The organism is Acinetobacter sp. 1207_04, assembly GCF_052850415.1.
In genome coordinates this window covers 87,245-109,163 of record NZ_VXCQ01000011.1, presented here as the reverse complement: position 1 = coordinate 109,163, position 21,919 = coordinate 87,245, and the positions used below count along the sequence as shown (strand labels likewise).

The window sequence follows — 21,919 nt, the reverse complement described above, 5'->3', positions numbered from 1 at the left end:
CATGAACCATCAATTTATTGAAATTGAACAACATGATCAGATTGCAACCGTGTGGATTAATCGTGCCGAATTACATAATGCGTTCAATACTCAAGTCATTGCAGAACTGCATGCAACTTTTGATGCACTCAATGTGCGTGATGATATTCGTGTAGTAATTTTGGCAGGACGAGGCAAAAGTTTCTCTGCAGGTGCAGACCTCAATTGGATGAAAGCGCAAAGTGAAGCATCAGCGTCAGACAACCAAGCAGATGCTTTAAAGCTTGCAAAAATGTTACAAGCCCTTGCAACACTGAAACAACCCACCATTGCCCGTGTACACGGTATTGCCTTTGGTGGTGGCATGGGTTTAGCTTCAGCATGTGATATTTGTGTGGCAAGTGAGGAAGCTAAATTTGCCACTTCGGAAGTGCGACTTGGCTTAGCCCCCTCTACTATTAGTCCTTATGTCATTCGTGCGATTGGCACACATCAAGCTTCACGTTACTTTTTGACCGCAGAACGTATTTCAGCGCAACAAGCCTTAAATATTGGACTTGCACATGAGGTGGTTACGGCAGATCAACTTGATGTAAAAGTTAATGAAATTACACAAGCACTTTTACTGGGTGGGCCACAGGCTCAGGCATCGTCAAAACAACTGATTCAAATGGTCGAGCGGCAAGAACAGAATGAAGATTTGTTACAACAAACGGCTCAGCATATTGCTCATGTTCGTCAAGGCTCAGAAGCCAAAGATGGCCTAAACGCATTTTTAAATAAACACAGCCCGTCATGGATTAAGACATTAGCAACACAAGAATAAGGACAAGAATATGTTTGAAAAGATTTTAATTGCTAACCGTGGTGAAATTGCATGTCGTGTAATTCGTACTGCAAAAAAACTTGGTATTGCGACAGTGGCGGTATATTCAGATGCTGATGCACAATCACAGCATGTCAAGCTTGCCGATGAAGCCATTTATATTGGTGAATCACCTGCAACGCAAAGTTATTTACAAGCAGATCGTATTATTCAGGCTGCACTGTCCACAGGTGCTCAAGCAATTCATCCTGGTTATGGTTTTTTATCTGAAAATGATCAATTTGCTCAAAGCTGTTTAGACAATAACATTACATTTATTGGTCCACCTGTTGCGGCTATTTTAGCAATGGGTTTGAAAGCCACTTCTAAAGCACTAATGGAAAAAGCAGGTGTACCATTAACTCCAGGCTATCATGGTACAAATCAAGACCCTGTATTTTTAAAACAACAGGCCGATTGTATAGGCTACCCTGTTTTAATTAAAGCGAGTGCAGGTGGTGGTGGTAAAGGTATGCGTTTGGTTGAACATACTGATGACTTCTTGAGCCTTTTGGCATCATGTAAAAGTGAAGCAAATTCGAGCTTTGGTAATGATGATGTTTTGGTTGAACGCTACGTAATACAGCCGCGTCATATTGAAGTGCAAGTTTTTGGCGATACACATGGTAACTATGTGCATTTATTTGAACGTGATTGCTCGGTACAACGTCGCCATCAAAAAGTGTTAGAAGAAGCCCCTGCACCACTAATGTTAGAAGTAAAACTTGAGGCAATGCGTCAGGCTGCGATTGATGCGGCGCGAGCAGTTGATTATGTCGGTGCAGGCACCGTCGAATTCATTGTAGAACAGGACGGTACCGCATATTTCATGGAAATGAATACTCGACTACAAGTTGAACATCCTGTGACGGAAATGATCACTGGGCAAGATTTAGTCGAATGGCAACTTCGTGTCGCATATGGTGAAACTTTACCAAAACAACAACACGAATTAAAAATTCACGGTCATGCTATTGAGGCTCGTGTTTATGCTGAAGAACCTGAAAAAGGCTTTTTACCCGCAATTGGTCAAATCAACTATTTACATTATCCTGAGCAAAATCAATATGTCCGTGTCGATAGTGGCATTATTGAGGGTGATGAAATCACCACTTACTATGACCCAATGATTGCAAAACTGATTGTTTGGGGCGAAAACCGTGAAGCAGCATTGGTGCAAATGCATCATGCACTCGGTCAATTCCACGTAGATGGTTTAGGCAATAATATTGCCTTTTTAGACCGTATTATTTTATGCGATTCCTTTAAAAATGCGCAGTTAGATACCAATCTCATTCAGCGTGAAGAAGCCATTTTACTCAAACCCAAAATTGAAACAACACCCGAACTGATTATTTCGGCAACATTCATCGAGCTATTAACCCGCTTTTCAAAAAACCAAATGGCGAATAATCCAGTATGGCAAACGCAGTCTTTATGGCGTTTAAATGTCAATACAAGCTATCCCGTTAAACTTCAACGCAATGAACAGTTACATACGACCAGTTTTAGTCCAAGAGTCAGCGTGAGTCCTCATCAAGCTAGTTTTACTGCCCATTTAAATGGACAACAATTTTCTGTTTCAGGACAGCTTTTAGACAAAAATACCTTATACATCAATATTGATGGAAAACAAAATAAAATTGCATTCAGCCCTAGTGCTACAGCTTTGACGATCTTCCAAAAGGGTCAAAGTTTTAAATTTGCTTATCCACAACAAAATTTTAATGCGGATGATCAAGAAAGTAACGATGCCAATTTAATTGCACCAATGCCAGGTGTAATTACTCAAGTTTTGGTCAATGCCAACGCTCAAGTGAAAAAGAATGACGTTTTACTAACACTTGAAGCAATGAAAATGGAATATGCCATTCGTGCACCACAAGATGGTATGGTCATCAGTAGTTACTTCCAAGTCGGTGACCAAGTCAAAGCGGGCGATGAGCTTGTCGAGTTTCAAGCGCTTACGGAGGAAGTGGCATGAGTGATCTGAGAACAAATGAGTTTGTCAAAATTGTTGAAGTTGGCCCACGAGATGGTCTGCAAAATGAAAAAACACCACTCACGCTTAATGATCGCAAAAATCTGATTTTAGATTTAGTCAAAACAGGTCTTAAAAATATTGAAGTCGGCTCATGTGTCTCAGCAAAATGGGTACCGCAAATGGCGCATAGTGATGAACTATTTGCCCAACTCTCAAAAGATACTGATGTGAGTTTTAGTTTATTAACACCAAATTTGAAAGGTTTTGAGTCTGCACTCGCCGTAGGTTGCAAGGAAGTTGCTGTTTTTACCGCAGCGTCTGAAAGCTTTACGCAAAAAAATATCAATTGCAGTATTGATGAAAGCTTTGAAAAATTTGCAGATCTAATGAGCGCAGCCAAAGCACACGGCGTAAAAGTACGTGGTTATGTATCGTGTATGGTCGATTGCCCTTATGAGGGTGCAATTGCCCCTAAAGAAGTTGCTATTGTATCCAAACGCTTGCTCGATTTAGGTTGTTATGAAATTTCCCTAGGTGAAACCATTGGAACAGCAACACCTGACCGTGTAAAAGCGGTTTGGGATGCTTGCTTTGCTGAAATGGATGTTTCTGTATTTGCAGGACATTTCCACAATACTTATGGTATGGCGATTGCCAATATTTATCAGTCTTTACAACAAGGCATTCGTATTTTTGATTCTTCCATTGCAGGTCTTGGCGGTTGCCCTTATGCCAAAGGTGCATCAGGGAATATATCAACGGAAGACTTATATTATTTACTATCGAAAATGGGTTATAAAACAGGTATTGATCTATCTGCATTAATGCAAGCGAGCCACAATGTTGGGCAAATTTTAGAGCGACATAATCCATCAAATTATGCCAATGCGTATTGGCAACAACACTGCGCTTAAATATGACAAAGGATTGATCATTTAGGAGTTAATCCTTCCCCCTCACCTATATTTTAAGATAAGCGTATCTATTCAGCGTGTTACGGTACTCTGAATAGATTTAAGTCCATATCTATCAATACATTTTTTATCTATCTACATAATATTACAAACAAAACTGTTTATATGGTTCTAATCTCGAGTTGCATTGATCATAATATTAAAAGTGAAACTGTTGGGAATAATGCTTTGCGTGTATTTTTAAATCTGTGTCTATTTTCTATTCTGAGTTTGAATACGTCTGTATTTGCCAATGAAAGCTTTTTACCACCTGATCAGGCTTTTCAATTTTCAGCAGAATCAATCGACGGTCAAAGTGCACAGCTAAAATGGAGCATTGCACCACACTATTATCTGTACCACGATCAATTCAAAGTAACTGTCAATAATACTCCCATAAAACTAAAATTGCCTGCAGGGCATGAAAAAGATGATCCCACTTTTGGCGTGACCAATGTTCACTACAATCAAGTGCTCACTCAAATTGCAGTCAAGCCTAATGCGAACTATAAAGTGTCTTGGCAAGGGTGTTCAGAAGATGGACTTTGCTATCCTTTACAACATAAGACTATTAAAAGTGATGCAGATGGGTTATTTCCACAACAGGCTACTTCACAACGTGGTGGGTTACTGAGCCTAAATCAATCGACTGATAAAAAACTCATCACGGCACCTACAACAGCGCAAGATGATGCTGTCACAGTAACGGAAAAAAAGCCTGATCAAAAGAAGCTATTAAAATCTGAAATACCTGTACAAGACTCAGTAGCATCAGAAGTCAATATAACGACTCAAGTTGATGAAACAGCAGTCAATTCAGGCATTAACGATGCAATACAAAGTTCTACAGTCAATGCTGCAAGCACTGTCATTACAACTGAGTTGAATCCAAAATTCACTCACAATGAGCCTACAACGTCATTACAATTGAATGACGATCAATCGTTTTTAAAGCTTTTATCGCAAGATTCTTTATTTTTAAATTTATTAGTCTTTTTCTTACTCGGTATTTTATTGGCATTTTTACCTTGTTCACTGCCTCTCATTCCAATTCTATCGGGTATTTTAGTACAACGAGCAACAGGTTATAAAACCATTGCCATTGCCCTGAGTTTTGTGATTAGCATGGCATTGGTATACAGCATCATGGGTATTGTGGTTGCTGAAATTGGTTATAGTTTCCAACGCATTTTCCAAAGCCCAATTATCATTTCAATTTTCGCTATTATGTTTGTCGCTCTGGCATTGAATTTATTTGGTTTATATCAAATCAATTTACCGCAAGGTTTAATGAATAAACTTGGCAAACTACAAGATAAACAACAAGGCGGCACGATTATTGGCGCAGGAATTATGGGTGCATTATCTGCACTCATTGTCGGCCCATGTATGAGTGCCCCACTTGCAGGTGCACTCCTGTTTGTTTCTCAATCACACAATGCTTTCCTCGGCGGGCTGTACTTATTTATTTTAGGGTTAGGTATTGGCTTACCGCTGTTTGTTGCAAGTGTTTTTGGTTCTCGTTGGTTGCCTAAACCAGGTATGTGGATGGATAGAGTCAAAGTTGCTTTCGGCTTTTTGATGCTGATGCTCGCGGTCTATTTCATTCGTCCAATGTTGCCATCTACTGCATATTTTGCGCTATTGGCTGTGCTCTGCTTAGCACTTTGTAGTTATTTAATCGTCAATTTACGTCAAGTCATTCAAGCAACTCATAAATTTTTACTTTTAGCTATCGTTGCGATCTGTTTACTTGCTTCAGGATGGAATATCCGAGAAAGTATTCAGGCATACCAAGTTCAACATAGTGATGCAATGCACTTAGAATGGACAAAAGTCACCACTCAAGCCGAGTTAAAACAAGCACTTGTGCATGCTTCTGAACTTAACCGACCGATCATTATTGACACTTATGCCGATTGGTGTGTGGCATGTCAACCTATTGAAAAAGAAGTCTTTCCTCGTACTGATGTACAATTTGCACTCAAGGATTTCACCCTCATCAAACTCGATTTGACCAACTACAACGAGTCACAAGACTTGATTTTAAAAGAATGGGAAATCTTAGGACCTCCAACGTTGCTTATTTTACAAGCCAATGGTACTGAGCAACGTGCTTTACGTTTGACAGGGACATTCAGTGCAACACAATTAATCAAACAGTTACAGTCGGCACAAAAAAAATGATGTTGACTGTACAGGAAATCCATTTAGGACCGATCATGTTTCCTTGGGGACTTGCTATCCCCATCATCGCATTAGTGCTCAGTTTACTGCTAGGGAAATTTTTATTCCCAAAATTTAAAATCACAACTGCACAATGGCAAGAGTTTAAAGATAGCATTTGGAATGCTGTTTTAATTGCACTTTTGTCAGCAAGAGTTAGTTTTATCTTATTTCATCTCGACAGCTATCTTGCTCATCCAATGGAAATAATTAAAATCCAAGACAAAGGCTTTCATCTCTATACTGGCATAGTTGTAGCTTTTGCATGGATCATTTGGAAAAATAAACCCTTATCCAAAAAATTTCTCGCCATTTTACTGCTCAGTTTCAGCATGCTCAATCTCGGTGGGTTTGCACTTTTAGATCAAGTCCAAATGAAATATCAACAATACCCTGATTTCAATCTACAAACGTTGAATCAGCAGCCGATTGCACTGAGTCAATTTACTGGAAAGCCGACCGTGATTAATTTATGGGCAACATGGTGTCCGCCGTGTCGACGTGAAATGCCAGTGCTATTAGAGGCTCAGAAAAATCATCCTGATGTTGAATTTGTCTTGATTAATCAAGGTGAAGATGCAACTACAATAGAAAAATATTTACAAAATCATGCCCAAGGCTTAAGTAATGTCTTACTTGATCCTCAAGGTCAAACTGCCGAAAAAACGGGAATGTTTGGTTTGCCCTCAACCTTATTTTTTGATGCTCAAGGCAAACTGATTGCCTCACATATGGGTGAGCTCACGCACGCATCGCTGAATCAAAAGATTAAACAAATCCGAGTGAATATAAAGGAAGAATGACGCTATGTTGATGACCAAAATCAAAATGCTTTGCCTAAGTGCAATGGCATTTTCTGCGGCACAAATGAGCTTTGCTGTTGATGCCAACCCTATTAAAGAACGCCTCACCAAAGAAGGTTATACCTTTGTTAAACAAATAGATGCACCTGAGGGCTTGATTGGTTGGACGGGTTATAAAGATGAATATCCATCGACTGTGTTTATTTCTAAAGATCAAAAATATTATGTAGTCGGCGATCTTTACAATTCTACAGGTAAAAATTTGAGTGAAGAAGCCATCAACACCCATGTCAAAGGTGCAGTTCTTGATGAAATTTGGAAGTCTTTAGAAAAATCGACATGGATTCAAGACGGTCAAGACAATGCAGAAAAAATTGTTTATGTATTTAATGATGCCAACTGTCCGTATTGTCATACTATGTGGCAAAAAGCTCGCCCATTGGTCGAGTCAGGTAAAGTTCAATTACGTCATATCATGGTCGGTGTCATTCGTCCGAGCAGTAAAGGACAAGCGGCGACTTTATTGCAAAGTGCCAATCCTGTTGAAACATTTAAGCTATTTAACCAATCGAATGGCAAAAATAAAATTAAAGAAATGACCAATATTCCGAAAAATTTGTCTGATCAATTGGATGCCAATACTGCCTTACTTGATAAATACGGATTCTATGCAACACCCGCTTTGGTATGGAAAAACAATAAAGGTGAAATTGAAAGCATGCAAGGACTCCCTAAAGATATCAATAAACTCCTTGAGTAAGCTTGGTTTTTTCAACATTCAAACTAAGCGTAAAAGCCCCTTCTCCCAACAAGGGAGAAGGCTGGAATGAAGGGATTTTAAATAATAACGTCTTAATTATTTAGCAGTACTACTTATCTCTTTTTGTCGCTTCTTCAAGACCAATAGAACGATTTAAAAGCAATTATTTAAAATAATTCAATGGCAATTTTAAATAGCGAATCCCATTACTTTCAGCTTCAGGAAATCGCCCTGCATTCATATTGATTTGAATGGCAGGTAAAATCAATTTAGGCATTGATAATGTCCCATCACGTTCCTCACGCATGCTGACAAAATTAGCTTTATTTACTCCCTGACGAATGTGAATATTTTCCGATTTTTGCGTTTGAATATCGGTCTGCTCAATATACTGCTTGCGGCTTTCAGGTAAATAGTCGTGACACAAAAAAACCCGTGTTTCATTCGGCAGTTCATATAACTTCTGAACTGAATCAAATAATTGCGAAGCACTCCCTTTTGGGAAATCACAGCGTGCAGTGCCATAATCAGGCATAAATAAGGTATCCCCGACAAATACAGCATCACCGATCACATAGCTCAAACATGCAGGTGTATGACCCGGCGTGGCAATATTATAGGCATCCATTTCACCAATATTAAAATGTTCACCATCTTGAAAAAAATGATCAAAAGCCTGATGGGCATTGATCAACTTCAAATCAAGTTGATAAATATCAGCAAATGTTTGTTGAACACCTTTAATTTTGTCACTAATAGCAATTGTTCCACCAAGTTGTTGTTTTAAATATTGCGATGCTGTGAGATGGTCTGCGTGTACATGCGTTTCTAGAATCCATTGCACATTCAGTTGCTGTTGTTGAATATATGCAATTATGGCTTCCGCGTGGTGCGTCTTGGTCGTTGCTGAAGCTGCATCATAATCCAATACACTATCAATAATCGCACAATGGTGGCTGATTGGATCAGCCACGACATAACTAAAAGTATGGGTATTTTCATCAAAAAATGACTTAACCTGTGGATTCATGATTGACTCTGCCCTTTACGGTAAATAAGCATACCCATAAACATCGATATAATAAAATACAATCCGTCGTAATGACCTAAACCGATTAAGGTGAATGCAGGTGCAGGACAGATCCCTGCAATACCCCATCCCATTCCAAAAATAAATGCACCTATAACTAGACGACGGTCGATTTGAGTACTGACAGGTAAATCCATTGGCTCATTAAACAATGTTACAGGTTTTTTGATGGCTTTTTGAAATGGAATAAAAGCCACGACAATAGCACCCATCATTACAAAAGCAAGACTTGGATCCCAATGACCAAATAAATCTAAAAAGCTCAAGACTTTTTCAGGATTCGACATACCTGAAAGCATTAATCCTACAGAAAAAATCGAACCGAAAATAAAAGCAAATACATTTTTCATGACATTGCTCCTAACACATGGCGCATCACATATACTGTGATAAAGCCTGCAAGCATGAACGTACACGTTGCAACAATTGAGCGTACCGATAAACGACTCATACCACAAATCCCATGCCCACTTGTACAACCTGAACCTAAACGAGTACCAAAACCGACCAATAGCCCTGCAATGATCAGTAACCACGGATTAGAGCTCATAATGATGTCAGGCTGTATAAATAGTCCATAGATAAATGGTGTCACAATCAGCCCTAAAATAAACCAAGTTGCAGGGTTTTGGCTTAACGATTTAAAGCTTAAAATCTGAGCCACCATGCCACTAATACCTGTGATACGACCATTCACAAAAAGATAGCCAATTACAGCCACACCTAAGAGCAATCCACCAAAAAATGCGATTAAAAAATCGTGCATGTTCTACACTCGACACAATATATGTTTTTATAATATATTATTTTAGATATTAAATAAAGCTCATTTAAAACCTGAATATTTCACCTAAACACATGTTATGTTGAGGAAACATTCAGAAATATCAAATCAAGTAAATTCTGTCAGAACCCGATCTACAAACCATTTCGGAAAGCGTTCCACGATTGGATTAAGTTTCAAGACTTCTGCATGTTCAATTTCTGCAAGAAATGATGCTTTTTCACCATGACTTGAATTATCAAAAATATATGCACGGTCTGTATGATCAACAGCTTGCATTAATAAATCTAAACTGCGGTAATATCGCTCTCTAATTTTCTGTTCAGGTACGGGGTGACCACCCATTTTCACACGATAATGTACCCGCCCGATATTAATCTCAGGATCTACTGTCGCAACATAATATAAATAAGTTTTGAATCCATGGCGTTTCGCATCATGCAAAAACTCAACTTTGCTGATATGAGACATCACCGTTTCAAAAGTAAAACTTATTTTTAGCCTTAAAAATTCATGACGAATGAAATCAATGATTCTTGCTGCAAGATAAGAATCAACTTCTTGCCTTTGAAAGATAATACTCTGCCCTTTGATTGTGGGGTTACGTTCTAATAATGGAACAACTTGATGGTCTTTTTTCTTACTTTTTTGATATAAAAAATCGACAAGTGCAACAGCACATAAATCAGGATGATATTCTTTTAAATCTAAAATATGTGTACGAAATAAAACTTTTTCTAATTCATCCGCATTTAAATACGCACCAATTTGCTGAACTGTCAAATAATCCTTAATTGTACTTTTTCCAGAACCGTTTGGACCTGCAAACATACGTATACGGGGTTGGTGCATGAACTAGACGCCAACCTCATGTTTTTTCTTACGTTTAAATACACTATGCTTTAATTGTGGTACAACATAAGCATCAGATACATTTTTAACAACATGAGTATGCTGATTTTGTTGTTCAATCAACATTCCATCTTTAACGTAACAAACCTTCTCACCTGAGTGAATAGCTGTATTAAATGCATCAGAAAATGCTAAAACAGCAACGTCAGGCACTGCACGACAATTTGGATTAAGCACTTTATCCAAATCCTGTTGTTTTGCATGGCTTGGGTATGTGGTAAATGTCGTCATATTGACTCCATTGTCTAAAGCAACTTTGATTAATAGCATAATTCTAACATATCTAAATATGATGTCTATTTTTCAATCAAAAAGATGAGTTTTCTATCTTCAATAGGCTCAAATATAAAAACTCAATACAACAAAACTTAGAATAGCAGCCATTTCGACAAGTTCAATACTCGCTCCAACCGTATCTCCAGTAATCCCATCAATTCTACGAATAAATTGCTGTCTTAAATACAGCAGGATGAGAATACTGATAATTATGCAGCCCAGACCAAGCCATGAAAAATAAGTAAACAAGCTTAAACTCAAACAAGCAACAATGATTGATATCATTTTTGGTATATAATTGGCAATAGAAGAGCCAAGTCCTTTCTCACGCACATAATCTGTTGTTAAAAATAAGAATAATGGAACAAGGCGTCCAAGCATTGGAAATAAAATCAATGCCTGTACATATTGCTTCTCAAGCAATACATAAATTGCTGACCATTTTAAAATACAGACAATAATTAAACTCAGCACACCAATAGGACCACAAGCGGGATCTTTCATGATTTTCAATGTGCGTTCTTTATCAGCAAAACCACCAACCCAAGCATCCGCAGTATCGGCTAAACCATCAAGGTGTAAGCCACCTGTCAGCCAAATCCAAATCACCAGAATTAAACTACTGAGTAGCATAGATGGCAAAGCAGACAACCCAAGTGCAATTGTATAAAGTACAAGTCCAATGCCTAAACCAATTACAGGATAAAACAATAAAGACTGACCATTTTGTTGTTTCGATGGCATCTGCTTCAACTGAATCGGGAACACCGTTAAAAATTGCATTGCAATCCAAAATGGCATCATTGAAGTTGCTCCTCACTAGCCATTTGCACAAGTTCCGCTTCAATTAATTGTAATTGTAAAGTCTCTACATCAACTTCAAAACAACTAAGTTGTCCAAGTTCTGCGGTCATTTTTAATAAGTCATCTAACGGTTGTTGTAGCGCTAAACATTTCAACAACTTAATTACACCACCATGCGTCACAATTAATGCATGTTCAGCCTGTTGAACTTTCATTTGCTGATAAATTTGTGCTAAACCACTTAAAATACGTGCTTGAAAGTGCGCTAATGTCTCTCCATTGGGTGCATTGTACTGTGTTGGATATTGCCAAAAATTTGCCAAGAGCTCAGGTTCATCTGCATAGATTTGTGCTGTTGATGTACCTTCCCAATCACCAAAATGCATTTCTTGCAAATCTGCATTGAGTGTCATCGATAAATCAAACTGTTCAACTAGAGCCTCTGTGAATTTTGCACAGCGTTGTAAAGGTGATGAAAATAATAGTCGCCAAGGCATAGAGCCTGCACGTTGCACCGCTTGATCGATGGTCTGTTGCATTTGTTGCCATCCCAATGCCGTTAACGCATCATCTGTTGAACCTCGTAAAGTATGACTTAAGGTTGTTTCGCCATGTCTGAGCAGATCAATTCGAAGTTTCATGCTGTTTCAATGCCTTTATTGATCAATATGCAAATTAAACTTTTTCACCAATCACAGCCGCTTCCGCAAAAGTTGCCATTTGATTATGTAAACTACATGCCAATTTGATCAGACCTAATGATGCACCTGCGCCACTACCTTCACCCAAACGTAAATCGAGTTTAAGTAATGGATCGGCATCTAATTCTTGTAATAATCTACGATGACCATACTCGGCAGATTGATGTCCAAACAACATCCATTGGCGCACTTCAGGGTTTAAACGTACTGCAAGTAACGCTGAAACTGTACTAATAAAACCATCGACAATAATTGGCAATCCTAACTGTGCAGAGCGGATATATGCGCCTGTCATTGCTGCAATTTCCAATCCACCGACAGCGCAAAGGGCTTTAAAAGCATTCTGTTGCACATAATCTTGATGAAGCTGAATGGCTTGATTGATGATATTTTTCTTATGAATCAATTGTTCTTCACGGATACCCGTACCCACACCCGTCAACTGCTCAGCAGGTTCGTTTAATAAGAAACATGCAACAGCTGATGCAGAGCAAGTATTTCCAATGCCCATTTCCCCTGCAATATAAACCGATGCTTTTTGTGCAAAGGCTTGATTTGCACTATCAGAGCCTAAAGCCATTGCTTGCAGACATTGCGCTTCGGTCATAGCAACTTGTTTTACAAAATTTGCTGTTCCTTCAACAATGCAATGGCGCTCAACACCAACATAATCATAAACTTCACCTACAGAACCACAATCAATCACTTGTAAATTTGCTGCATATTCACGAGCAATCACGCTAATACATGCCCCACCTGTAGCAAAATTTTGTAACATTTGGCGAGTCACTGCTTGCGGATAAGCCGAAATATTTTCCGCCATCACCCCATGATCACCTGCAAAAATGGTAATCCAAGGCTGGTCAACATTTGGCTTTGCATTGGCTTGTAAACTTGCAAGCTGCACTGCAACACGTTCCAGAATAGACAGTGAGCCTGTCGGTTTAGTTAATTGTCCTTGTCGATCTTCCGCTTGTTGTTTGATTGCTTGATTTGGTACCGCACAAGCCTCATTCCACCAATATACTGTATTTAACGCTGTCAAAATTTTTCCTTTTACATTGATCGATCATTTTTAAAATTCATTTCATCTTTTAAAGTCATGGAAAATCCTGCAACACAGAAACTGACTTTATTCGCAATTTTTCCAATCTCTTGATGCAAACGCCCTGATTCATCGACAAATTTTCGGGTTAATTCACCGAGCGGTACGACACCGAGTCCTGTTTCATTGCTGACTAAAATCACATCAGATTTTAAGGTCAATAAAACTGCCAATAACTGTTGGCATTGTGCAAACTGTATATTTTTATCTTCATTAATCAATAAATTACTTATCCATAAAGTAAGACAATCGACTAAAAAAAGCTGTCCTTCTTGATCGTATTTCTTTAAACATTCAGCTAAATATAAAGGTTCTTCAATGACCTGCCATTCACTTGGACGTTGTGCCTGATGATGCACGATTCGTTCTTCCATCTCAGCATCACGCGCTTGTGCTGTCGCAATATAGATCACAGACTGTAAAGATGCTTTTGCTGTCTGCTCCGCTAAGCGGCTTTTTCCTGAACGCGCACCGCCCAAAATCAATTGCAACATGACAAATCCCTGTGATAAATGAAGTATTGAGGTTTATTCACGACCTAATTCCAATTGAATATGTTGATTGGGATACAATTCCCCTTGTAAAACTTTTGCCTGATAAGAACCAAAAGTTAAATGTTCAATTTCAATATTAAAACTTTGTTGTGGAATCTGGCTAATTTTTTCGTACAGATATTCGCTTTGAAATTCGCAACGATATAAACCTAAGGTAATATGGGGACAATAATGTAAAGCGGCAGGTTCAAAGGTTTGTTGTGAAAGAAGATGTCTAATATTGCTTAGGCTATTTTCAGTGTCTAAAACCTCAACAAAAAGTGCGCTATCGAAACTATCAATTTTACCTATTTTCAATTGAATCGGCTTTAAATTCAATGCTTTTAATTGCATATACTGCTGCTGAAATTGCTCAATACTAAAATCATCATTGTATATTACTGTATTCTTCTGATGAGATAATATTGTGTCAGCCTCTTTTTTTAAAAAACCGCACACAAATAAAGTAATATGAAACTGACGAATATTGGGTTGAAATAAATCAGACTCAAAGATTACTCTGAGTTTATTTAAATATTCAACTAATTCAGGATGTTCAATTTCAATATACCATAAGGCGTAATTTTCCCGCCCCTTATGCCATTCAGGATAATCATGCGCTAAAGTTGGGACTGTCAGACTTTTTGGGCGTAAAAACACGATATAAACAACATCAAAAGAACAAGCATATTAAAACATGCTTGGAGTGTGTAAAATTAAAAAATATCTGATATTTATTCATTATATATAAATTAATTTCAGATTTTTTATTAAAATATCAACGAACCTAGCAGACAATATTTCAGATAAATTTTGTGGTCTTAACCCAAAATCAAAACCACACTCTCCCCACTCATAAACATCTTAATTTATTGCTTTTAAAGGGGCATCAATCATTGTTTTTAAATGCTTTACTTGACCAATTTGGATTATTACTACCGACATAACCTGTTTAAAGCTCAGCAACCTTTGGATCTGCCATATTGGTGATAAAAAAGTGAATGATGTAACCTCTGCTGATATATTGCATATTGTTAGATCTACAGTGAAACGTGTCAGAAAAACGTGTAAAAATTGCTTACCAGGTGGAAACGGCACAAAATGCCCGAAGAAAAAATAATAACGTGCTCGTATTTTTCTAACCCTTAAATAATTACAATAAAAATGATATGTTACGGTATCAACAATAAATTTAAATATCCAAAATTATTACAGACAGCATTTAAATGGCATAAGAGGTTTACCAATTGAAAACTTGGCAAGAATCACTCACTATTTTAAAAGATGGAAATGGGCGCTTTATTCAAAACAAAATGAATAACGTTTTACACCACGACTTACAAACATTGTCTGAAGCCCAAGATCCGTATGCTGTGATTCTATGCTGCTCAGATTCGAGAGTATCCCCTGATATTATTTTCGATCAAAGTCTTGGAAATTTATTTGTGATTCAAAATGCCGGTAATGTCAGTGATACATCGGTTCTTGGAAGCATTCAATATGCGATACAGCATCTAAAGACACCTTTGATTATTGTACTTGGCCATACTTGCTGTGGAGCTGTAACAGCCGCTCACCAAAACAAGAAAATGAAAGGCCCTTTAAAGGATCTCATCACACAAATTGATGATAATCTTGTACTCAATGGAAACGTAGAGGATTCTATTAAAAATCACACTCTAGCTACAGCAAGATCGCTAAATGCCGCGTTAGAAAAACATCAGGCTAAAATTGAACAAGATGCTCGAGTGATTCCTGCGGTATATGACATTGCCAGTGGTTATATATCTTGGATGGATTTAGAAGAAGATATAATCGCTACACCATACTTATTCTCTCAATAAGCGCTACACGATTTAGCCTATAGAAAACAAATAAAGCACCTCACGGCGCTTCACTTATAAGAAATCCTGAACCAGTTTCTTAATGACGAGTTGCTGAAGTTTAAGTGAGAATTCATACAAACGAGCATTACAGGAGATATAATAAAATGCCTAAACTATCTAGATAATAATTATTTTTCAAAAATATAGTTAATCTGATATTATTAATAATGATTCTCAATAACATTTTATAAAATACAATATGACCGATTTATCAACAAACTTTAACGACAACCGCTTCATCAAATCTTGGTTTGGATTTTTTCTAGGGTTGTTTTGCGTTGGAACTAGCTTGATAGCTTTATTTGAATCTGTGAATTTACAAAGCATCCTACGAACTTTGGGTTTTTTATGCTTTTGGTATCCTTGGTGTCAACTACCCATTAAGAATTACCCGCTGTCAAAAATTTTCAGTAAAGAAAAAGAAGGCGAAAGATTAAATAAACTAGCTAGCTATCTAACAATTATTGCTTTAGTTTTACTCATTAGCTCTACGGTTTTGTTTTTATGAATTTGATTAAGCATTCTTCGTGAAACGTGAATTAATCACAAAGATTAATGATGCGCTGAACCCCATCATGGCTCTCATTTGAAATTCAAATTATTAATATAAATTTCAATTACTTGCTATAAATTGTTTTATGTTGATTTTAGAAATTCTTAATTTAAAGATATCAAAAAACTTTTTATTCAACTTTAAACGTATACGTCTTATTAATGTTAGCACCCCCACCACCAAAAAAATCAGCTTTTATCGTTATAGTATATTTTCCCTTATATATCGGAGTACCTTTTACTTCTAAAATATTATATCCATCTAAATTATTAATAGGTTGAACTACAATTCCTAAATCTTTTGGTATATTTGTATCTAATTTAGCATATTGATCAACAACTTTACTCCCAGATATTTTAATAGTTTGCTCATATTCTTGATTAACATAAGCAGTAGGTAAGCGATCTGGAGTGATTGAATATTTTTTACCACAGCCAGTAAATATCAATAAGATTGAAAAAATAAAGATAAGTTTAATTTTCATTAGAAATTTTCCTTTTTAACAATTAATTCAAAAATATTTTCTTTTCAAAATTATACTTCTTGCGTAAATATAGTTTTTAGTCATTTTTTACTTATGCAATACCTTATGAATCAAAGATCATCACTGTTTAAATTTTAACTAACGCAAGAGGTCTAATTCTTATTTTGTATTTGTATCGGTAACTAAACGATTTAACTATGGTTTTTTATTATTCAACTTTAAACGTATATGTTTTATCAATCTCTGCATCGCCCCCTGCATAAAATCCAGCCCAAATGTGAATTTTAAATTCACCTTTGTATTTAGGGCTCCCCTTAATCTCTATAATGTTATAACCATCTAGCTCATCAACGGGCTGAACCGTTACTCCTAAATCTTCAGGAATATTAGTTTCTAATTTAGCATAATGATCTATAACCTTACCCCCTGATATTCTAACTATTTTTTATATTCTTGATTAACATAAGCAGTAGGTAATATATCTGGAGTAATCGTATATTTTTTACCACAGCCAGTAAATATTAATAAGATTGAAAAAATAAAGACAAGTTTAATTTTCATTAGAATTTTTCCTTTTTAACAATTAATGCAAAAAATATTTTCTTTTCAAAATTATACAACGTTATTCCTTTGCCTAATCTTTGAGTATTTTCCCCCCAAGTAAACATGTTTAGTCTAACTTCTGTTTTATATGGATCTGAAGCACTTGTTATAGGCTGCCCTTTTGTATCTCTTAATTTATCTGTCCAAACAATCCAATGGTCTGGAAAGCTTTGCGTTCCAGAACTATTACCACTGCTAAGAAGACTAGCTGATATTAGCGTAATTACATAATAATCTGCACCAGCATATTGATTAATTTCACTAATTAGACTTGGATTGTAACCATTGAGGTAAAAAGGATATTTTTTACGCCTTTAAAACCAGACTTCTTAAACCAATTATCGACTTCTCCCCATGTCGTAATTCCTGCTACCTCTTGGGAGGGATCTTTAAGCGCTTACTTAATATTTTCAGATTCACGTAAACTGGCAAGTGTAATCCAATCAATAGGAGGAATTTTGGGATCACCATTCTTCAAATAAAAATTCTTTACACGCTTACATCCATTCAGAGATGGTTTAATTTCAAGTTGTCCAATTTGGGCTTGACCTATCTCCCACAATTGTTTAACTGCTAGTTTATATTTAGCAGGACTTAAATTAATTAAACAAAAAAAGTATGCTGCTGGTCCACATAATGAAGTGGAATCTTGATTTGGAAATGGTTCATTTAATCTTGCCTGCAAACCTGCTTCAATTTGAGCCTTAGAAAAAGGATCTTTAGATTCTCCAGGCTTGCATCCAGGGTCTATACACTGAAAAATTCGATTTCGGTTTAAGGATAACTCTAAAGTATTTGGGGATTTTTCATCTTTGACGATTTTCGTAAATGAAGTCGCTTCCTTGTATTTTGTGATCGGAATATTCTTATTTTTTGCATGATCTGGATAAATATAAGATTCAATTTTATCTGGAATAATGTGACGGTTCATCACAAGAACTTCTTTACCAGAAGCCGTTACACGATATAAATCTAAAATGATTACACAATCCCTAAGACTTTCTAATCCAATTTTTGTACTGTCAACCTGAATACATTTAGTTTGATACAAACTGTCTCCAACTTTTTTAAAAGCGATATCAGTAAGCATGATCGGAGATTTGATTGTGTTTGTTACAGTGTTATAAATATATAATTTATATTTAAGTAATCGAGTCTTCAAGTTTGTTTCAAGCAATGCATACGGGTAGAAAATAGTCATATTTAATCAATATCTAGCTGTTCATTATTATATAAATGGATCGAAATATCTTCTGGCTGTATTGTCTTAAATAGTTCTGTATAGCCGTGCTCATTTGTAGTGCCTTCGACTGATTCACCATTGGGAAGAAATGCAATATATTTTTGATTGGATATAATATCTTTATCTTTTAAGAGATAGCGTAAATTATAGTCATTTTTATCACCTAAAACAGGTAGCTTAGGTAGTGCACTTAATACATGCTCACCACCTTCAAAAAGATGCTGTTCAGCTTTAGCCTCAAACTTCGCGGGCGTAAATATGATAATACCATTTTCATTAATAATAATTTGAGAGCCACCAGCCATTGATTTACCTTTTTTTTATAAATTTATAAGATTTGAACCTGAATTTGGCATAAAATTAATGCAAATTATTTCTTATTTTTTAATGAAACAGTGATATAAATCACCTTTAATTAACTAAATGATAGCATAATTATCACAGCAGACAATAAGAAAGTTGTTTTAAAAGAAAATGGCGAGATTTAATTTGATACTGAACAGACCACTAAAATTCACTCTTGGGACAAAGGAATCATCACAGGTACAGATGAAGGCTATGTCATTAAAAGATCTATTAAAATATTAAATACTTTAGCTGATTCAGACATACACAAACTGCCTCATGTTTAGATATATCAAGATAAATCAGAGAACTAGAAATAGACTACTTCCAAGTCGAAAACACTAAGCTACTATGTTCGAGCTACAGCGAGCATGGCGCACAACTCTATTAACATAATGGCGCTTATACGAAGCCCCCTAAAGGTGTTGCCCAAACAACTTTCGCTCTACAGTTTGTCTATTTACAAGCTCTTACCTGTGATTAAGAGAATTTATAAATATAGTCGTGGAACGTGAATTAATCACAAAGAACCATGATGCACTGAACCCCATCATAGTCTCATTTAAGATTTTAATTATTAATATAAAGTTCAAGTATTTCGCATAAGGTGTATTATATTCATTTTAGGAAAACTTAATTTATTAATGCGACAGAACCTTAAATCTGCTCCAAATTCAATTCTATGATCATTTTTCTAGCATAACTATGTCTAAACTCTGCAATTATTTTTCTCAACATCAATTTTGTGTACTCGTTGAATATCTTGGCACGAATAATATTTATCCAATGGCAAAAAATATTGCTGGATTTCCTACATTAGCTACTTTTGCAGATCGTGTTCACTCAGATGATGATCTTGCACCATTAGAAGCAGCAGCACTTTACCCAAAAAACGTGGAAAAAGTACTGCATTTTGCTGGTAAAAATCGAGACATTAAAGATTTCGAGAAATTTTTAGATCAAACACAACAACAAGGCATACAAAATTTATTATTACTGACAGGTGATAAATTAAAACTGCATGAAAATGGCATAGCAAAGTATGAGCGAACCCGTTATTTGGAGTCTGTAAATGCGATTATACAAGCTAAGCAGAAAGGTGGATTTTGTATTGGTACGGCATTTAATCCTTTTAAATATAATGAAGCTGAACGTGATGCACAGTATTTCAAATTACATAAAAAACTTCATGCCGGTGCAGATTTTATTATTACCCAATTGGGTTATGACCTTGATGCTTTAAAACAAGTAATACATTTTCTGAGTCAACATCAATACCAGCAAAAAGTTTTAGCCTGTGTAATGCCACTAAGTTTGGCTCGTGCAAAGTATATAGTGAAACATCAAGTGGCAGGAATTGTGATTACACCACATATGCTCAATGTACTTGAGCATGAGAAACAGCATGGATGTACTGAGAACATATATTTGCGCTGTGCTATACAAATTTTGATATGCCAACATTTGGGTTTTGCAGGTATACATCTTTCAGCGTGTCATAAACCAGAAGAGCAAGCTCTCTTAGCGAATTATATTGACCAATATCGAAATTTAGATTTGGAAGCTTACCTAAAAATTTGGACGGAGTTGTGGGAAATTAAGACAGGTCATGAATTTATCCCTGCATTATCCAATTTTTCAAAACCTGCACAACCCACTGAAATTTTGAAATATCATCATCTACATTTTATGCATGAAGTGATGTTTAAATCTCGTGTAGGATTTGGTGCAGGCAGATGGATATTCCAACATTCTTTTTGGAGTAAAAAACTTGTTTCAAAAGTATTATTAAAAACAGAATTACTCAGTAAGCATTCAGTTTTAGGATGTGAAAGTTGTGGTCAATGTCGCTTAGGTGAAACACTCTATATTTGCCCTGAAACCTGCCCTAAAGGCTTAGCAAATGGCCCATGCGGTGGCACATTTTTAGATCGTTGTGAGTTTGGTGATCGTGAATGTATTCATTCAATAAAAGCTCGTTTGGCAAAAGCTGTAAATCAAACAGAAGTTTTAAAAAATAAGCTGATCCCAACCGTACCTATTGAAGTACGTGGAACCAGTTCTTGGAAAAACTGGTATTTAGCGAATGAGGCTTAGCATTCGTCATCCATGGCATTGGAATAGAACTTAACACCTAATTTGATTCGGTCACGACCTTGGCTCATACGCCAGCGATTAGTATCACGTAATGAATAAACACATCCACAATATTCTTGTTGATAAAACTCTTCATTCTTACTGATTTCAAGCATACGTACTGCACCACCATTTTTACGCCAATTGTAATCCCAGTAAGTGATTCCTTCATAATTTGATGCTGAGCGAAGTCCACAATCATTAATCTGTTTCATATCTTTCCAACGAGAGATACCCAATGAGCTACTGATTAAGTTAAAGCCATTTTCAGCGGCATAAAGGGCTGTACGCTCGAAGCGCATATCGAAGCACATTGTGCAGCGAATGCCTTTTTCAGGTTCATTTTCCATGCCTTTTGCACGTACAAACCAATTATCAGTATCATAATCACAATCAATGAAAGGGATATTATGCTTTTCAGCGAAGCGAATATTTTCTTCTTTACGAATTTCATACTCTTTTACAGGATGGATATTTGGATTATAGAAAAAGATTGAAAAGTCGATATCCGATTCAATTAATGTTTCCATAACTTCACCTGAACATGGCGCACAGCATGAATGTAGAAGAAGTTTGTTATGACCTTCTGGGAGACTTATTTTTTTACGTTCGAGTTTGCTTGACATAATAAAATACAAGAATTCTAAATACGATATTTTATCGAGTTCAATAACCTTTAAATAGTCATAAAAATTGATATTTTTTCAACACAACATGAAATTCATTTATTTATGGTTAAATTACACTCAAAAAATTAAAATAACGAATAGCTGTTCTGTCAAATTAAGAAATATATAACATTCCAAAATTAAGTTTACCTAAAATTTACGACTCAATTTAAAATAATTGAAATTATACAAAAGCACACTAAAGGGCTTTCTCCAACAGCTTTAA

The 21,919-nt window shown here is 36.3% G+C and carries 22 protein-coding genes and 1 pseudogene; 8 read left to right on the top strand and 15 right to left on the bottom strand.

Annotation, left to right across the window (positions count from 1 at the left end; all coding sequences use genetic code 11):
• Position 1: 1 nt before the first annotated feature.
• The 6 genes from FW754_RS11480 (at position 2) to dsbG (ending at position 7,570) form a co-directional block, all read left to right on the top strand.
• Positions 2 to 805: an enoyl-CoA hydratase/isomerase family protein gene (locus FW754_RS11480; RefSeq protein WP_446324725.1), complete on the top strand. Its 804-nt coding sequence runs from the start codon at positions 2 to 4 to the stop codon at positions 803 to 805.
• Positions 806 to 815: 10 nt separating this feature from the next.
• Positions 816 to 2,828, top strand: coding sequence for an ATP-binding protein (locus tag FW754_RS11475; RefSeq protein WP_446324711.1), 2,013 nt, complete (start codon positions 816 to 818; stop codon positions 2,826 to 2,828).
• A complete protein-coding gene (locus tag FW754_RS11470; protein ID WP_446324710.1) occupies positions 2,825 to 3,742 on the top strand; it encodes a hydroxymethylglutaryl-CoA lyase in 918 nt (305 codons plus the stop codon). Before FW754_RS11475 ends, FW754_RS11470 begins: the two co-directional genes overlap by 4 nt.
• 228 nt (positions 3,743 to 3,970) lie before the next feature.
• Positions 3,971 to 5,968: a protein-disulfide reductase DsbD gene (gene dsbD / locus FW754_RS11465; RefSeq protein WP_446324709.1), complete on the top strand. Its 1,998-nt coding sequence runs from the start codon at positions 3,971 to 3,973 to the stop codon at positions 5,966 to 5,968.
• Positions 5,965 to 6,810, top strand: a complete 846-nt coding sequence (locus tag FW754_RS11460; protein ID WP_446324708.1) for a prolipoprotein diacylglyceryl transferase family protein — start codon at positions 5,965 to 5,967, stop codon at positions 6,808 to 6,810. The genes dsbD and FW754_RS11460 overlap by 4 nt, the downstream gene beginning before the upstream one ends.
• 10 nt (positions 6,811 to 6,820) lie before the next feature.
• Positions 6,821 to 7,570, top strand: coding sequence for a thiol:disulfide interchange protein DsbG (dsbG, locus tag FW754_RS11455; protein ID WP_419346895.1), 750 nt, complete (start codon positions 6,821 to 6,823; stop codon positions 7,568 to 7,570).
• 163 nt (positions 7,571 to 7,733) lie between these two features.
• Here the strand turns inward: dsbG and FW754_RS11450 are convergent, their stop codons facing one another.
• The 10 genes from FW754_RS11450 to FW754_RS11405 all read right to left on the bottom strand — a co-directional run bounded on the left by FW754_RS11450 (position 7,734) and on the right by FW754_RS11405 (position 14,435).
• Positions 7,734 to 8,600, bottom strand: coding sequence for an MBL fold metallo-hydrolase (locus FW754_RS11450; RefSeq protein ID WP_446324707.1), 867 nt, complete (start codon positions 8,598 to 8,600; stop codon positions 7,734 to 7,736).
• Positions 8,597 to 9,010, bottom strand: a complete 414-nt coding sequence (locus FW754_RS11445; RefSeq protein WP_446324706.1) for a DUF6691 family protein — start codon at positions 9,008 to 9,010, stop codon at positions 8,597 to 8,599. Before FW754_RS11445 ends, FW754_RS11450 begins: the two co-directional genes overlap by 4 nt.
• Positions 9,007 to 9,426 carry a YeeE/YedE family protein gene (locus FW754_RS11440; protein ID WP_446324705.1) on the bottom strand — a complete coding sequence of 140 codons (420 nt, stop codon included), beginning with the start codon at positions 9,424 to 9,426 and terminating at the stop codon, positions 9,007 to 9,009. The genes FW754_RS11445 and FW754_RS11440 overlap by 4 nt, the downstream gene beginning before the upstream one ends.
• A gap of 126 nt (positions 9,427 to 9,552) precedes the next feature.
• Positions 9,553 to 10,296, bottom strand: a complete 744-nt coding sequence (locus tag FW754_RS11435; protein WP_446324704.1) for a zeta toxin — start codon at positions 10,294 to 10,296, stop codon at positions 9,553 to 9,555.
• A 3-nt stretch (positions 10,297 to 10,299) separates the two neighbouring features.
• Positions 10,300 to 10,587, bottom strand: coding sequence for a hypothetical protein (locus tag FW754_RS11430; protein WP_446324703.1), 288 nt, complete (start codon positions 10,585 to 10,587; stop codon positions 10,300 to 10,302).
• A 108-nt stretch (positions 10,588 to 10,695) separates the two neighbouring features.
• Entirely contained in the window at positions 10,696 to 11,436 is a 741-nt protein-coding gene (locus FW754_RS11425; RefSeq protein ID WP_446324702.1) for an adenosylcobinamide-GDP ribazoletransferase, read from the bottom strand.
• Positions 11,433 to 12,077, bottom strand: coding sequence for a histidine phosphatase family protein (locus tag FW754_RS11420; protein WP_409510424.1), 645 nt, complete (start codon positions 12,075 to 12,077; stop codon positions 11,433 to 11,435). Before FW754_RS11420 ends, FW754_RS11425 begins: the two co-directional genes overlap by 4 nt.
• A 34-nt stretch (positions 12,078 to 12,111) precedes the next feature.
• The gene (gene cobT, locus FW754_RS11415; RefSeq protein WP_446324701.1) at positions 12,112 to 13,182 is read right to left on the bottom strand and encodes a nicotinate-nucleotide--dimethylbenzimidazole phosphoribosyltransferase; all 1,071 of its coding nucleotides are present in this window, start codon (positions 13,180 to 13,182) and stop codon (positions 12,112 to 12,114) included.
• Positions 13,183 to 13,193: 11 nt separating this feature from the next.
• Positions 13,194 to 13,736, bottom strand: a complete 543-nt coding sequence (gene cobU, locus FW754_RS11410) for a bifunctional adenosylcobinamide kinase/adenosylcobinamide-phosphate guanylyltransferase (RefSeq protein WP_446324700.1) — start codon at positions 13,734 to 13,736, stop codon at positions 13,194 to 13,196.
• A gap of 33 nt (positions 13,737 to 13,769) precedes the next feature.
• Positions 13,770 to 14,435, bottom strand: a complete 666-nt coding sequence (locus tag FW754_RS11405; protein ID WP_446324699.1) for a 2'-5' RNA ligase family protein — start codon at positions 14,433 to 14,435, stop codon at positions 13,770 to 13,772.
• A gap of 587 nt (positions 14,436 to 15,022) precedes the next feature.
• Here FW754_RS11405 and FW754_RS11400 point away from each other — a divergent pair.
• A complete protein-coding gene (locus FW754_RS11400) occupies positions 15,023 to 15,619 on the top strand; it encodes a carbonic anhydrase (RefSeq protein WP_409510428.1) in 597 nt (198 codons plus the stop codon).
• A gap of 725 nt (positions 15,620 to 16,344) precedes the next feature.
• On the opposite strand, the gene FW754_RS11395 is transcribed toward FW754_RS11400, so the two are convergent.
• The 4 genes and pseudogenes from FW754_RS11395 to FW754_RS11380 form a co-directional block, all read right to left on the bottom strand.
• The gene (locus tag FW754_RS11395; protein WP_446324698.1) at positions 16,345 to 16,698 is read right to left on the bottom strand and encodes a hypothetical protein; all 354 of its coding nucleotides are present in this window, start codon (positions 16,696 to 16,698) and stop codon (positions 16,345 to 16,347) included.
• A gap of 208 nt (positions 16,699 to 16,906) precedes the next feature.
• Positions 16,907 to 17,259 (bottom strand): annotated as a pseudogene (locus FW754_RS11390) (hypothetical protein).
• A 439-nt stretch (positions 17,260 to 17,698) separates the two neighbouring features.
• The gene (locus FW754_RS11385) at positions 17,699 to 18,502 is read right to left on the bottom strand and encodes a hypothetical protein (protein ID WP_446324697.1); all 804 of its coding nucleotides are present in this window, start codon (positions 18,500 to 18,502) and stop codon (positions 17,699 to 17,701) included.
• Positions 18,503 to 18,504: 2 nt separating this feature from the next.
• Positions 18,505 to 18,849: a hypothetical protein gene (locus tag FW754_RS11380; RefSeq protein WP_446324696.1), complete on the bottom strand. Its 345-nt coding sequence runs from the start codon at positions 18,847 to 18,849 to the stop codon at positions 18,505 to 18,507.
• Positions 18,850 to 19,594: 745 nt separating this feature from the next.
• Here FW754_RS11380 and FW754_RS11375 point away from each other — a divergent pair.
• The gene (locus tag FW754_RS11375; RefSeq protein ID WP_446324695.1) at positions 19,595 to 20,986 is read left to right on the top strand and encodes a methylenetetrahydrofolate reductase C-terminal domain-containing protein; all 1,392 of its coding nucleotides are present in this window, start codon (positions 19,595 to 19,597) and stop codon (positions 20,984 to 20,986) included.
• Here the strand turns inward: FW754_RS11375 and FW754_RS11370 are convergent.
• Complete coding sequence (locus FW754_RS11370; RefSeq protein WP_419346817.1) at positions 20,983 to 21,651, bottom strand: epoxyqueuosine reductase QueH; 669 nt, start codon at positions 21,649 to 21,651, stop codon at positions 20,983 to 20,985. The two genes, FW754_RS11375 and FW754_RS11370, sit on opposite strands and share 4 nt — an antisense overlap.
• Between the last annotated feature and the right edge of the window lie 268 nt (positions 21,652 to 21,919).

What these genes read in the sequence shown, in the direction of transcription:
- FW754_RS11480 (WP_446324725.1), top strand. Translation starts at nt 2, where the DNA reads ATGAACCATCAATTTATTGAAATTGAACAACATGATCAGATTGCAACC.
- FW754_RS11475 (WP_446324711.1), top strand. Translation starts at nt 816, where the DNA reads ATGTTTGAAAAGATTTTAATTGCTAACCGTGGTGAAATTGCATGTCGT.
- FW754_RS11470 (WP_446324710.1), top strand. Translation starts at nt 2,825, where the DNA reads ATGAGTGATCTGAGAACAAATGAGTTTGTCAAAATTGTTGAAGTTGGC.
- FW754_RS11460 (WP_446324708.1), top strand. Translation starts at nt 5,965, where the DNA reads ATGATGTTGACTGTACAGGAAATCCATTTAGGACCGATCATGTTTCCT.
- dsbG (WP_419346895.1), top strand. Translation starts at nt 6,821, where the DNA reads ATGACCAAAATCAAAATGCTTTGCCTAAGTGCAATGGCATTTTCTGCG.
- FW754_RS11450 (WP_446324707.1), bottom strand. Translation starts at nt 8,600, where the DNA reads ATGAATCCACAGGTTAAGTCATTTTTTGATGAAAATACCCATACTTTT.
- FW754_RS11445 (WP_446324706.1), bottom strand. Translation starts at nt 9,010, where the DNA reads ATGAAAAATGTATTTGCTTTTATTTTCGGTTCGATTTTTTCTGTAGGA.
- FW754_RS11440 (WP_446324705.1), bottom strand. Translation starts at nt 9,426, where the DNA reads ATGCACGATTTTTTAATCGCATTTTTTGGTGGATTGCTCTTAGGTGTG.
- FW754_RS11435 (WP_446324704.1), bottom strand. Translation starts at nt 10,296, where the DNA reads ATGCACCAACCCCGTATACGTATGTTTGCAGGTCCAAACGGTTCTGGA.
- FW754_RS11430 (WP_446324703.1), bottom strand. Translation starts at nt 10,587, where the DNA reads ATGACGACATTTACCACATACCCAAGCCATGCAAAACAACAGGATTTG.
- FW754_RS11425 (WP_446324702.1), bottom strand. Translation starts at nt 11,436, where the DNA reads ATGATGCCATTTTGGATTGCAATGCAATTTTTAACGGTGTTCCCGATT.
- FW754_RS11420 (WP_409510424.1), bottom strand. Translation starts at nt 12,077, where the DNA reads ATGAAACTTCGAATTGATCTGCTCAGACATGGCGAAACAACCTTAAGT.
- cobU (WP_446324700.1), bottom strand. Translation starts at nt 13,736, where the DNA reads ATGTTGCAATTGATTTTGGGCGGTGCGCGTTCAGGAAAAAGCCGCTTA.
- FW754_RS11395 (WP_446324698.1), bottom strand. Translation starts at nt 16,698, where the DNA reads ATGAAAATTAAACTTATCTTTATTTTTTCAATCTTATTGATATTTACT.
- FW754_RS11385 (WP_446324697.1), bottom strand. Translation starts at nt 18,502, where the DNA reads ATGACTATTTTCTACCCGTATGCATTGCTTGAAACAAACTTGAAGACT.
- FW754_RS11380 (WP_446324696.1), bottom strand. Translation starts at nt 18,849, where the DNA reads ATGGCTGGTGGCTCTCAAATTATTATTAATGAAAATGGTATTATCATA.
- FW754_RS11375 (WP_446324695.1), top strand. Translation starts at nt 19,595, where the DNA reads ATGTCTAAACTCTGCAATTATTTTTCTCAACATCAATTTTGTGTACTC.
- FW754_RS11370 (WP_419346817.1), bottom strand. Translation starts at nt 21,651, where the DNA reads ATGTCAAGCAAACTCGAACGTAAAAAAATAAGTCTCCCAGAAGGTCAT.